This is a genomic window from Embleya sp. NPDC020630 (assembly GCF_044334985.1).
In the GTDB taxonomy this organism is placed as follows: domain Bacteria; phylum Actinomycetota; class Actinomycetes; order Streptomycetales; family Streptomycetaceae; genus Embleya.
Genome location: NZ_JBIRUB010000012.1, coordinates 23,088 through 34,356 on the forward strand (window position 1 = coordinate 23,088; position 11,269 = coordinate 34,356).

At 72.9% G+C, this 11,269-nt stretch carries 11 protein-coding genes and 1 pseudogene; 6 read left to right on the forward strand and 6 right to left on the reverse strand.

Features of this window, described 5'->3' with window-relative positions:
- Window positions 1–164: 164 nt before the first annotated feature.
- Window positions 165–2,267 (forward strand): annotated as a pseudogene (locus tag ACH4XV_RS32560) (MMPL family transporter); the annotation flags it as partial.
- Between the two features lie 97 nt (window positions 2,268–2,364).
- On the opposite strand, the gene ACH4XV_RS32565 reads toward ACH4XV_RS32560, so the two are convergent.
- Complete coding sequence (locus ACH4XV_RS32565; RefSeq protein ID WP_395795909.1) at window positions 2,365–2,850, reverse strand: nucleoside deaminase; 486 nt, start codon at window positions 2,848–2,850, stop codon at window positions 2,365–2,367.
- Between the two features lie 10 nt (window positions 2,851–2,860).
- On the reverse strand, window positions 2,861–3,784 hold the full coding sequence (locus ACH4XV_RS32570; RefSeq protein ID WP_395795910.1) for an LLM class flavin-dependent oxidoreductase: 924 nt from the start codon (window positions 3,782–3,784) through the stop codon (window positions 2,861–2,863).
- Between the two features lie 93 nt (window positions 3,785–3,877).
- On the opposite strand from ACH4XV_RS32570, the gene ACH4XV_RS32575 reads away from it, so the two are divergent.
- The gene (locus ACH4XV_RS32575; protein ID WP_395795911.1) at window positions 3,878–4,366 is read left to right on the forward strand and encodes an Lrp/AsnC family transcriptional regulator; all 489 of its coding nucleotides are present in this window, start codon (window positions 3,878–3,880) and stop codon (window positions 4,364–4,366) included.
- 30 nt (window positions 4,367–4,396) lie between these two features.
- Here the strand turns inward: ACH4XV_RS32575 and ACH4XV_RS32580 are convergent, their stop codons facing one another.
- The gene (locus tag ACH4XV_RS32580) at window positions 4,397–4,807 is read right to left on the reverse strand and encodes an organic hydroperoxide resistance protein (RefSeq protein ID WP_395795912.1); all 411 of its coding nucleotides are present in this window, start codon (window positions 4,805–4,807) and stop codon (window positions 4,397–4,399) included.
- Window positions 4,808–4,920: 113 nt separating this feature from the next.
- Between ACH4XV_RS32580 and ACH4XV_RS32585 the strand changes: the two genes are divergently transcribed.
- Window positions 4,921–5,523 (forward strand): TetR/AcrR family transcriptional regulator, encoded by a 603-nt coding sequence (locus tag ACH4XV_RS32585; protein WP_395795913.1) that lies wholly within the window; start codon window positions 4,921–4,923, stop codon window positions 5,521–5,523.
- Between the two features lie 18 nt (window positions 5,524–5,541).
- Here ACH4XV_RS32585 and ACH4XV_RS32590 read toward each other — a convergent pair whose 3' ends face one another.
- Window positions 5,542–5,679 carry a hypothetical protein gene (locus tag ACH4XV_RS32590; RefSeq protein WP_395795914.1) on the reverse strand — a complete coding sequence of 46 codons (138 nt, stop codon included), beginning with the start codon at window positions 5,677–5,679 and terminating at the stop codon, window positions 5,542–5,544.
- 95 nt (window positions 5,680–5,774) lie between these two features.
- On the opposite strand from ACH4XV_RS32590, the gene ACH4XV_RS32595 reads away from it, so the two are divergent.
- The gene (locus ACH4XV_RS32595) at window positions 5,775–7,379 is read left to right on the forward strand and encodes a phytoene desaturase family protein (RefSeq protein ID WP_395795915.1); all 1,605 of its coding nucleotides are present in this window, start codon (window positions 5,775–5,777) and stop codon (window positions 7,377–7,379) included.
- Here the strand turns inward: ACH4XV_RS32595 and ACH4XV_RS32600 are convergent.
- The gene (locus ACH4XV_RS32600) at window positions 7,351–7,998 is read right to left on the reverse strand and encodes a response regulator (protein WP_395795916.1); all 648 of its coding nucleotides are present in this window, start codon (window positions 7,996–7,998) and stop codon (window positions 7,351–7,353) included. The genes ACH4XV_RS32595 and ACH4XV_RS32600 overlap by 29 nt on opposite strands.
- Complete coding sequence (locus ACH4XV_RS32605; protein ID WP_395795917.1) at window positions 7,986–9,083, reverse strand: sensor histidine kinase; 1,098 nt, start codon at window positions 9,081–9,083, stop codon at window positions 7,986–7,988. The genes ACH4XV_RS32600 and ACH4XV_RS32605 overlap by 13 nt, the downstream gene beginning before the upstream one ends.
- Window positions 9,084–9,194: 111 nt before the next feature.
- Between ACH4XV_RS32605 and ACH4XV_RS32610 the strand changes: the two genes are divergently transcribed.
- Both ACH4XV_RS32610 and ACH4XV_RS32615 read left to right on the forward strand, forming a co-directional pair.
- Window positions 9,195–10,412, forward strand: a complete 1,218-nt coding sequence (locus ACH4XV_RS32610) for a serine hydrolase domain-containing protein (RefSeq protein ID WP_395795918.1) — start codon at window positions 9,195–9,197, stop codon at window positions 10,410–10,412.
- 107 nt (window positions 10,413–10,519) lie between these two features.
- Window positions 10,520–11,218, forward strand: coding sequence for a hypothetical protein (locus tag ACH4XV_RS32615; protein WP_395795919.1), 699 nt, complete (start codon window positions 10,520–10,522; stop codon window positions 11,216–11,218).
- The last annotated feature ends 51 nt before the right edge of the window (window positions 11,219–11,269 follow it).

Consider the following 11,269-nt stretch of genomic DNA (forward strand, 5'->3'; position numbering starts at 1 on the left):
AGGGGCGGTCCGGTGCCCGCCACCGGCACGGCGACCGCACGCGACCGCCCCTCGGCCCCCCATGCCGCCGTCCCGCCCCGGCCGACGTGCGACCACCGGCGCCCGGCACCCGTCGACCGGCGCCCTTCTCCCCTACCGCTTTCGACCGCATCCACGAGGTAGACATGGCCACAACCCGGGCGGCGATACGGCCCCCCGCTTCACCAGGTCCGTCCGCCACACCCGGATGGACGCGTTACGCCCGGGTCGTCGCGGGCCGCCGCTCCAAGTGGGCGGTCCTGGCGATCTGGGTCCTGCTGATAGCCGTCGGCGGATCGTTCGCCGCGAAGATCGGCTCGGTCCAGGACAACGACCCGCAGACCTGGCTGCCGGCCGACGCCCAGTCGACCAAGGCCATGGACATCGGCGAGAAGCACTTCGCCGACAAGAACGTCGCCACGGCGGTGGTCGTCTACGCCCGCGAGAGCGGCCTGTCCGCCACCGACCTGGCCAAGGTCGACCGCGACCGGGCGGCCCTCGCGGCCGAGGGCGCCGCCGCGCCCGTGCCGGCGCCCGTGGTCGCCGAGGACCGTCGGGCCGCGTTCCTGAGCGTCGCGCTGCGCACGTCCAAGAACGACAACGCCGTGCTCGGCGACGGCGTCGACAAGCTGCGCGACCTGGCCCGGGCCGACGCGCCGGCCGGGCTCGACGTACGAATCACCGGACGCGCCGGCAACATCGCCGACTTCATCGACGTCTACTCCGGCCTGGATCTGGCCCTGCTCGGTGCCACTCTCGGCCTGGTCGCGCTGCTCCTGCTGATCACGTACCGCAGTCCGATCCTGTGGCTGATCCCGCTGCTTTCGGTCGCCTTGGGCGCCCAGGTCGCCAACGGGGTGGTGTATCTGCTCGCCCGGCACGCCGGGTTGCTGGTCAACGGGCAGAGCGCGTACGTCCTCACCGTGCTGGTCCTCGGCGTCGGCACCGACTACGCACTGCTCCTGGTGGCCCGCTATCGCGAGGAGTTGCGCCGGCACGAGGACCGGCACGAGGCGATGGTGCAGGCGTTGACCAGGTGCCTGCCGGCGATCGTCGCGTCCGCGCTGACCGTGATCGTGGCCACTTTGTGCCTGGTGTTCGGCAGCATGAACTCCACCCGGGGACTCGGCCCGGTCGTGGCCGTCGGCGTCGCGGTGGTTTCGCTGGCGATGACCTCGCTGCTCCCGGCCCTGCTCGTGATCCTCGGCCGGTGGGCGTTCTGGCCGTTCGTGCCCCGGTATACCCCGGACGCGCCGGCCGAGCCGGTCGCCGCCGAGCGGGCACGCGGACTGTGGCCGGCGGTGGCCCGGTTGGTGGGACGTGCCCCCCGCGCGCTCTGGATCGGCACCGCCGTGGTCCTGGCCGCCCTCGCACTGGGCGCGACCGCCACGTCCACGGGCCAGACCCAGGCGGAGCAGTTCACCAAGAAGGTCGACTCGGTCACCGGCCAGCAACTCCTGGCGCGGCACTTCGCCGCCGGGTCCGCCGCGCCGGCCGACGTGTACGTGCCCTCGGCCGTCGGCGGCGACGCGGCGGCGATCATCCGCAGCGTCCCGGGGGTCGCCGCCGCGAGCGTCGACCGGACCGCCGGTGGGTGGGCGCACATCGGTGCGGTCCTCGCCGACGCCCCCGACACCGGCGCGGCCCGACGCACCGTCGACCACATCCGGATCACCCTCGATCATGCCCCCGGGAAGGTGTCCGAGGCCGTCGTCGGCGGGCAGAGCGCGGTCGCCCTCGACACCTCGAACGCGCAGGGCAGGGAGGAGAAATTGCTCATCCCGCTGGTCCTGGCGATCGTGCTGATCATGCTCGTGGTGCTGCTGCGCGCACTGGTCGCGCCGATCGTGTTGCTGCTGTCCGTGGTGCTCTCGTACGCCGCCGCCGTCGGTGCCGCCGTGCTGGTCTTCCGCGCGCTCGGTCATCCCCGGATCGATCGTGGTCTGCTGCTGTTCGGCTTCCTGTTCCTGGTCGCGCTGGGCATCGACTACACCGTCTTCCTGATGACCCGGGCCCGGGAGGAGGTCCGGCTGCGCGGCCATCGCGAGGGCATGCTGACCGCGCTCACCGTCACCGGCGGCGTGATCACCTCGGCGGGACTCTTGCTCGCCGCGACCTTCGCCGCGCTCACCGTCATCCCCACGGTCACCTCGCTGCAGCAGGGCTTGCTCGTGGCCATCGGCGTGCTCTTGGACACGTTGCTTGTCCGCAGCCTGCTCGTCCCGGCCCTCGCCCTCGACATCGGGCCGCGCATCTGGCGCCCGGGACACCCCGAACGCCCGCCCCCCCCCCCCCCCCCCCGCGCGGGGGGGGGGGCGGGCGGCCCGCCGCCCCCCCGACCGGCCGTCAACCCTGGCCGCGGAAGCGGCGGTGCAGCGCGCGGATCTCCTCGGCCAGCGCCGGGACCGGGCCCTCCACCACGAGCCCGGGTACGACCTCCCCGATCGGCAGGGCCCGTACGGGGGAGGCCGAAACACCCAGTTCGGCCAGCCACTCGCCGGTCTGCTCGGCCGAACTGACGTAGACGATGCGACCGAGGCCCACCCAGCCGTGCGCCGCCGCGCACATCGGGCAGTGCTCCCCGGAGGTGAATACGGTGGCCGCCGCCCGCTCCGGGGGTGTCAGGTGCGCGGCCGCCCAGCGGGCCAGTTCGATCTCGGGGTGGCGGGTCGGGTCCCCGGTGCTGCGCTCGCGGTTGCGGTCCTCGGCGAGGACGGTGCCGTCCGCGGCGACCAGGACCGAGCCGAACGGCTCGTCGCCGGCCGCCACGGCCTCGGCGGCCAGTTCCACGCAGCGGCGCAGGTGGATGAGTTCGTCGTCCGACACGGTCATCGGGTCTCCGTCATTTCGCTTCAGTGGAATCGGCGGGCGGGGTGCGCTCGCCGGAAGGGGCGCGCACCCCGGGCGGGGTGCGCCCGCCGTTGGGGGTACGCAGTCGCTCGGCCACCCGGGCCAGCATGCGCCACGCGGCGCCGGGATGCCGGGTCTCGTTCGGGTCACCGTCGAACGGATCGAGCACGACGGTCTCGGCGCCCAGGCCGCGCAGGCCGTCCAGATCGTCGAGAACCTGCTCGATCGTGCCCTCGCCGGCGAGTCGCGTGGCATCGGGCAGCGGCTCGTCGGTGACGTGCAGCGCGATCCGGGGCACCAGCGCCGGCGTCGCCCGGCCCTCCCCCTCGGCGATGTCGCGCATCCGGTCGACCGCCGCGTGCATCCACGGCATGGTGCGGCGCAGCGGATGCCAGGCGTCGCCGAGGCGCACCGCGCGGCGGATGCCCGCGTCGCTGTTGCCGCCGACCCAGATCGGGATACCGCCCGCGCGGTAGTCGTCCTCGCCGTCCGCCCACGCGGCGCGAATCGCCGCGAGGTGCTCGTCCGTGGTTCGGCCTCGGCGCTCGAACGCCAGCCCGAGTGCGGCGAACTCCTGCCGCGCCCAGCCGACGCCCACGCCGAGCACCAGGCGCTCGTCGCTCAACCGGTGCAGGTTGGCGGCCATCCGGGCGACGAGCAGGGGGTGTCGGTAGGGGACGATGAGCACCGTGGTGCCCAGCCGGACCCGCCGGGTGACGCCGGCCAGCCAGGCGAGCGTGGTGAAGGGTTCGTAGAAGGGGGCGGGATACTGCTCCGCGACGTCGGGCGTGATCGCGATGTGGTCGGAGACCATCAGCAGGTCGAATCCCAGCCCCTCCACGGTCTGTGCCCAGTCGCGCAGCATGCCCGGATCCGTGCCGGGGCCGAAATTGGGGACGTTGACACCGAGTTGCATGGATCGAGGCTATCCGGCGGCAACCCGAGGACTGAAGACATAATTCGTGCCCTTGCGGCCGGATCACCGTGGATCCGCCGGTAGTCTGGCCGAATGACCGAGGATCTCGACGCCACCGACTGGGCCATCCTGGGTGAGCTGCAACGCGACGGTCGTATCCCGCTGACCGAACTCGGGCGTCGGGTCAGTCTGAGTGCGTCCGCGACCACGGAGCGGGTCAGGCGTCTGGAGGCGGTCGGCGTGATCACCGGCTACCGGGCGGAGGTCGACCTCGCCCGGACGGGCTTCGCCGTGCTGGCCGTGGTGCGCTTGAAGTACCCCGGAAGTCGGCACGGCCCGCTGCACCGCCTGCTGGAGGAGCGGCGGGAGATCCTGGAGTGTCTGCGCACCACGGGCGAGGACTGCTACACGCTCAAGGTGGCGGCCACGTCGATGCCGCATCTGGAGGCGATCATCGACCGCCTCGCGCAGTTCGGCAGCACCACCACGAACATCGTCTACAGCCAGACGCTGACCTATCGCGGCCCCGCCCGCCCCACCCCGCCCGGCGACGACCGGGACGGGGAGCACGCGGCGGACTGACCCCTCGGGGCCGACTGCTCGGGCACTCGGCTACTCGACGACGAGTTCGACCGGGATGTTGCCCCGGGTGGCGTTGGAGTACGGGCAGACCTGGTGGGTGGCCTCGATCAGGGCGCGGCCCTGCTCGGCGGACAGGTGCTCCGGCAGTTCCACGCGCAGCGTCACGCCCAGCCCGAAGCCGCCGTCGCCGTTCGGGTTCAGGTCGACCTCGGCGGTGACCGAGGCGTCGGCCGCGTCCACGCCCTGGCGCTTGGCCACCAGCTGCATCGCGCTGGCGAAGCAGGCCGAGTAGCCGGCCGCGAACAGTTGCTCGGGGTTGGTGCCGATGCCGTCGCCGCCGAGTTCGCGCTGTACGCCCAGCTTGACGTCGAGTTGCCCGTCGGAGCTGACCGCCCGGGCGTCGCGTCCGGCCGAGGTCGCGATCGCGGTGTACAGGCTCATGGTGGTCCCGCCTTCTCCAAGTGATGGCAGACAGATCCGAGTAGTGGCAGACAGATCTGTCTGTTCGGTCGACGGATCCGAAGGTAGACAGACCTGTCTGGTAAAGTCAAGGCATGCCCACGACGACCCCCGATCGCCCCCGCGAGAGCCCGGCCCGCCGCCGCGTGCTCGACACCGCGAGCGCGCTCTTCTACGCGGAGGGTGTGCATGCCGTGGGGGTGGACCGGATCATCGCCGAGGCGGCCGTCGCGAAGGCGACCTTCTACCACCACTTCCCGGCCAAGGACTCGCTCGTCCACGCCTATCTGAGGGAGCAGTTCGAGGCGCAGCGCCGGGCCGTCGACGACTTCCTCGCCGGCTCCGCCGACCTGCCGCCGCGCGAGGTCCTGGTGCGGCTCTTCGACCTGATCGTCGAAATCGGCCGCCAACCCGGCTTCCGGGGGTGCGCGTTCATCAACGCCGCCGCCGAATTCCCGGATCTCGCGCATCCGGTCCGCGGCGCGATCCAGGACCACCGGACCTGGTTCCGCACGATGCTGACCGACCTGCTGACCGCGGCCGGCGACGCCCACCCCCGGACCACCGCCGACATCCTCATGCTGCTGCGCGACGGCCTGGCCGTCGGCTGCTACCTGGACGACGCCGACGCCATGCGCCGGATCGCCCGGGACGCGCTCGACCGGGTCCTGGGCGCACCCGACGACCCGACCCGATAGCCGCCCCGGCCGCCGGCACTACCGCCCGGCCGGCGCCTCCTCCTCGGGCAGCGGCGCTCCGGTTCCGGTGCGCACGGATGTGGCGTGCTCCGGGTCCGCGAGCCGCGCCGCGCCGGCCGAGCCGGCGGTGACCACCAGGGTCGACGTTGCGCCCACATCACTCGCGATCGCGCGCCGGGTGTGTCGGGCCCGCTCCCGGGTGAACACACCTACGCTGCCTGTGGGTGGCGTGGCCGTGTGGAGCGAGATGGGTGATTCCGGAGGCGGATGTGGTGCGTGACGGTGGGAGATTCGACGTCGTCGTGGTAGGCGGCGGCCACAACGGCCTGGTCGCCGCCGCCTACCTGGCACGGGCGGGACGCTCGGTCGTGGTGGTGGAACGGCTCGACGAGGTCGGCGGCGCGGCGGTGTCGGCGCGGCCGTTCCCCGGGGTCGACGTGCGGTTGTCGCGCTACTCGTACCTGGTCAGTCTGCTGCCCCGAAAGATCGTCGAGGACCTGCGACTGCCCCTGGTGACGCGGCGCCGGCGGATCGGGTCGTACACCCCGCGCGGCGCCGACGGCCTGCTCGTCGACACCGAGGACCGGGCGGGCACCCGGGCCGAACTGACCCGGTTCGCGGGCGCGCTCGACGCCGACGCGTGGGAGCGGTTCGGCGCGGCCACCGGCCGGCTCGCCCGGCGGGTGTTCCCCACTCTCACCGAACCGCTGCGCTCCGAGGCCGAGTTCCGCCGTCTCGTGGACGACGAGCGGCTCTGGGACGCGGTGTTCGCGCAACCCCTGTCGGGCCTGATCGAGGCGGAGTTCGCCGACGACACGGTGCGGGGCGTGGTCGCCACCGACGCGCTGATCGGCACGTTCGCGCCGATGCACGACCCCGCGCTGCGGCAGAACCGGTGTTTCCTCTACCACGTGATCGGCGGCGGTACGGGCGACTGGGACGTCCCGGTGGGCGGCATGGGCGCGGTCACCGCGAGTCTGGCCGACGCGGCGCGGACGGCGGGCGCGCACCTGCGCACGGGCGCGACGGTGACCGCCGTGAACCCCGACGGCGAGGTGTACTACACGATCGGCGACACGGAGTATCGCGTGGCGGGCGGCCACGTACTCGCCGCCGTCGCCCCAAAAACGCTGGGTCGGCTGCTGGGCGAGCCGGCCGCCGGCCCCGCGCCGGAGGGGTCGCAGCTCAAGGTCAACATGGTGCTCGCCCGACTGCCGCGCCTGCGTGATCCGCGCGCGGACCCGCGCCGGGCGTTCGCGGGCACCTTCCACGTCAACGAGGGTTACGCCCACATCGCCGACGCGTACGAGCAGGCCGCGGCCGGGCGGATGCCGACGTTGCCGCCCGGCGAGATGTACTGCCACACCCTCACCGATCCCTCGATCCTCGGCCCGGGGCCCCGGGCCGCCGGGGTGCATACGCTGACCCTGTTCGGTCTGCACATGCCCGCGCGCCTGTTCGCCGACGACCACGACGGCGCTCGGGCGAAGGCGCTGCGCGCGATGCTCGACTCCGTCGACGACGTGCTCGCCGAGCCGATCGAGGACTGCCTGCTGCGCGACGCGAACGGCGACCCGTGCCTGGAGGTGCACACGCCGCTCGACCTGGCGGACGAACTCGGGCTGCCCGCCGGGCACATCTTCCACCGCGACCTGTCCTGGCCGTACACGCCGAACGGCGAACCATCGGGGACGTGGGGTGTCGAAACGGCCCACGAGCGCATCATGCTGTGCGGGGCCGGCGCCCGGCGCGGCGGCGGCGTGAGCGGCGTCCCCGGCCACAACGCGGCGATGGCGCTGCTGCGCGGGCCGGTCCGCGGCGCCGGCGTCAGCGGGGCGACGCGTCCAGGTAGGTGAGCACGGCGAGGACGCGACGGTGTCCGGCGTCGCCGGCGGCAAGGCCGAGCTTGGCGAAGATGTTGCCGATGTGTTTGTGCACCGCGTTGTCCGTCACCCGCATGCGGGCGGCCATGGTCGTGTTGTCGAGGCCCTGGGCCATCAGGCCGAGGACTTCGCGCTCGCGGGTGGTCAGCACGGTCAGCGGATCGTCCCGGCGGCGCACGACCTGGGCGATCACCTCGGCGTCCAGCGCCAGGCCGCCGGCCGCGACCTTGCGCAGCGCCTCGACGAACTCCGCGACCCGGCCGACCCGGTCCTTCAGCAGGTAGCCGACGCCGTGGTGGCCGGTGGACAGCAGTTCGGTCGCGTACGTCTGCTCGATGTACTGCGACAACACCAGGATGGGGAAGTCCGGTCGGCGACGGCGCACTTCGATCGCCGCTTGCAGGCCCTCGTCGCGGTACGACGGCGGCAGGCGTACGTCGACGATGGCCGCCTGCGGTTCCTCCTCCGCCACCGCCGCGAGCAGGTCGTCGGCCGTGTCGACGACGCGGGCGACATCGAATCCGTGTCGGGCGAGGATGAGTTGCAGGCCCTCCGCGAGCAGCACGTTGTCCTCGGCGATCACCAACCGCACGGCAACCCCACCATGATCGAGGTGGGACCGCCCACCGGGCTGTCCACCGTCACCTCGCCGTCGAGCGCCATCGCCCGTCGACGTATTCCGGCGAGTCCGGTGCCGCGCGTCTCGTCGGCGCCGCCCGTGCCGTCGTCGGTGACGCGGATCCGCAGGCGGTCGGCCTCGCGGTCGAGCGTCACGGTGGCGACGGAGGCCCCGCTGTGCTTGGTGGCGTTGGTCAGCGCCTCGACGACGGTGAAGTAGGCGACCGTCTCGACGGCGGCGGGTATCTCGCCCAGGTCGCCCACATCGAGCCGGGCGGGCACCCCCGACCGGGCGACGACCGCCGTCAACGCCCCGGACAGTCCCCGGTCGGCGAGGATCGGCGGGTAGATCGTGCGGATCACGTCGCGCAGTTCGGCCAACGCTGCCTCGGCGCTCGCATGCGCCCGTTCGATCAGCGCCTCGGCCGTGTCCGGATCCTCGCGCACGGCCTGCCGGGCCAGGGCGAGGTGGATCGTCATCGCGACGAGCCTGCCCTGCGTGCCGTCGTGCAGATCCCGCTCGATCCGGCGCAGTTCGGCGCCGTGCGCGTCGAGTACGTCGGCCCGGGTCCGGGTCAGCGCGGCCACGCGCAGCTCCAGCCGCTCCGCCCGCGACGACGCGAGAAGGCGGGCCTGGGCGCGGGCGAGCGGCGGCAGCCCGAAGCACGCCACGGCGCCGAGGCCGACGACCTGGACGACACCGAGGGTCAGCGCGTCGCCCCAGCCGTCGATCGGTACGTCCACCCACAATCGTGGCCGGTCGGCAGGGGAAAACGCCCACCAGGCGGTCAGCCCGATCACGCCGACGATCGTGTTGCCGACCACGAGCAGCGCGAGCAGGCCCGCCGGCACGCCGGTCGCCGCGTTGAGCGCCAGCCACCGGCGCGTGGTCGGCGCCGAACCGCTCGGTACACCGAGCCGGCGCCGCGCGGCGGATCGCCGACGGTCCGCCCAGTCGCCCACCATCCCCGGGTGCGGGAGGAAGAGCAGCCCACCGAGCGCGGCGAACATGTTGCCGAGCAGGTAGGCGCAGGCACGCACCGCGTTCGCCGCATACATGACGGTCAGTATGCGAACAGGGGTCCGCCCCCCGCACTACAGCCCGCTGTACCGAAACGCCTGCAGCCGGTGGTATCGGCGGCCGGCCCGGCGCCGGCTAGCTTTCCGGCCATGGGAAAACACCTTCGCACCCTTCCGCTGACCCTGGCCCTGGCCCTGGGCGCCACGGCGACCGGCGTGCTGTTCGCGCCGGTCGCCGTGGGCGCGGCGGCGTCCCCGCCCTGTTCGCCGATCGCCGGCGAGCGGGCCGGCGCCGGCGTGCTCCACGGCGTGCCCGACCATCGCCGGCTGCGGCGTGACGCCGAGGCGGTGTCGGCCCTGGGCATCCCGGCCGTCCAGGCCAGGGCGACGGCCGGCCCGATCACCTGTTCCGCGCGAGTCGGCGTCGCCGATGTGCGCACCGGCCGGGACATCCCCGCCGACGGCGCGTTCCGAATCGCCAGCACGTCCAAGGCCCTCACCGCGACCGTGGTGCTCCAACTCGTCGGCGAGGGCCGCCTGGGGCTCGACGACCGGATCGAACGATGGTTGCCGGGGCTGGTGGCCGGTCGCGCGATCACGATCCGCCAGGTGCTCCAGCACACCTCCGGCCTGCCCGACGCCATCCCGTCGTGGAACACCGAGGCGGAGTACCTGAAGCTGCGGTATCAGCGTTACTCCACCCGGCAGTTGGTGGAGGACGCGGTCGCCATGCCGAAACTCTTCGAGCCGGGCGAGGGCTGGGCCTATTCCAACACGGGCTACCTGATCGCCGAGCTGATCATCGAACGGGTCACCGGGCAACCGTGGGCCGCCGAGTTCGAGCGGCGCATCTTCCGCCCGCTGGGCATGGACCACACCTACTGGCCCGGTTCATCGCCCGACATCCGCCTGCCGCACGCGCTGCAATACCAGCGCTTCCACGGGAAACTCGTGGACGTCACCTCCCAGATCCCCGCCTACCCGGCGGGCGGCATCGTCTCCACCACGCGCGATCTCGACGTCTTCTTCCGGGCACTGCTCGGCGGACGCCTGCTCCGCCCGGCCGAACTGGCCGCGATGAAGAGCACCCGTCCCGTCGACGCCGCGCTGCAGAAGTTCTGGCCGGGCGGCGAGTACGGCCTCGGACTGGTCTCCCGTCCGCTGACCGACACCGGCGACGAGCGTTATTGGGGACACGACGGCGGCGACTCGGGCTCCATCGTGACCACCGGCTTCGCCGAGGACGGCCGACGGGGTGCGGTGGTCTCGATGAACTTCGGACTCGACGCGACCTTCGAGGAGACCCTCGCCCAACAACGGGCCGCCGACCGGGTCGTGCGGAACGTGCTCCGCCCGCCGCGTCGGTGAGTCGTCGGTCGGCGGGGGTGCCGAAGTGTTCCGGTCCCGGCCGTGGTTCGCCGACGACGGGTGGGATCATGACACGTTCGCAACGGCACTGATCGGGGAGGGATCGGATGGGCGCCGGCACCCCGGCGACGGCGGAGCTGTTGTTGCGGTGCGCCGATCCGGAGTTGGCGGCGCGGGCCGCCCTCGAACTGCTCGTCGCGCCGCCCGAACCGTTTCGGTCGCAGTGGGCCACCGGACCGCTCGAAGCCGCGATGCGCCGCAATCCCGAGAACGCGACCCGGCATGTCCCGGACACGTTCTGGCCGGAGGCGATCGCCGCCCACCGGCGGGGCGAGTTGCCCGGCGCCGTCCTGGCCAACCTCGCCGCCCAGCCCCGGTGCCCGGACGAACTCTCGCTGGCTGCTTGCCACTTGGACCCGGAGGCGGCGGCGCGTGTGGGGCGGCGCTCACCCGCCCACGCCCGCGCCGCACTCGGCGATCCGCTGTGCGAGCCATTGCGGGACCGGCCGAGCGAGTGGATCGACGAGGCGGACAACTGGTACGTCGACGCGGTCGCCGACGGCACGCTCACCATGCGTGATTTCGTCGAGACGGCGCAGCCGCCGCTGCGCATGCTCGGCGCTCTCGACGCCTTCGCGGCCCTGCTCCCCGAAGAACTCGACGAGGCCCGGCGGCTGATCGCCGCGCACATGGCGAACACCCTCGGCGACAGTGTCGACGCATGGGTCATCGCCGGCCGCATCGCCCCCGATTTCCCGGGCGCACTCCCGGAGTTGCCGACCACGGCAACCGCGGCGGCCACGTGAAGCTCGGTGAGGTGCCCACCGTGCGCATCGAGATCGGCAGGGCCGGCCACG

What these genes read in the sequence shown, in the direction of transcription:
- ACH4XV_RS32585 (WP_395795913.1), top strand. Translation starts at nt 4,921, where the DNA reads ATGCCCACGACGACCCCCGATCGCCCCCGCGAGAGCCCGGCCCGCCGC.
- ACH4XV_RS32615 (WP_395795919.1), top strand. Translation starts at nt 10,520, where the DNA reads ATGGGCGCCGGCACCCCGGCGACGGCGGAGCTGTTGTTGCGGTGCGCC.
- ACH4XV_RS32605 (WP_395795917.1), bottom strand. Translation starts at nt 9,083, where the DNA reads ATGTATGCGGCGAACGCGGTGCGTGCCTGCGCCTACCTGCTCGGCAAC.
- ACH4XV_RS32580 (WP_395795912.1), bottom strand. Translation starts at nt 4,807, where the DNA reads ATGAGCCTGTACACCGCGATCGCGACCTCGGCCGGACGCGACGCCCGG.
- ACH4XV_RS32575 (WP_395795911.1), top strand. Translation starts at nt 3,878, where the DNA reads ATGACCGAGGATCTCGACGCCACCGACTGGGCCATCCTGGGTGAGCTG.
- ACH4XV_RS32570 (WP_395795910.1), bottom strand. Translation starts at nt 3,784, where the DNA reads ATGCAACTCGGTGTCAACGTCCCCAATTTCGGCCCCGGCACGGATCCG.
- ACH4XV_RS32565 (WP_395795909.1), bottom strand. Translation starts at nt 2,850, where the DNA reads ATGACCGTGTCGGACGACGAACTCATCCACCTGCGCCGCTGCGTGGAA.
- ACH4XV_RS32610 (WP_395795918.1), top strand. Translation starts at nt 9,195, where the DNA reads ATGGGAAAACACCTTCGCACCCTTCCGCTGACCCTGGCCCTGGCCCTG.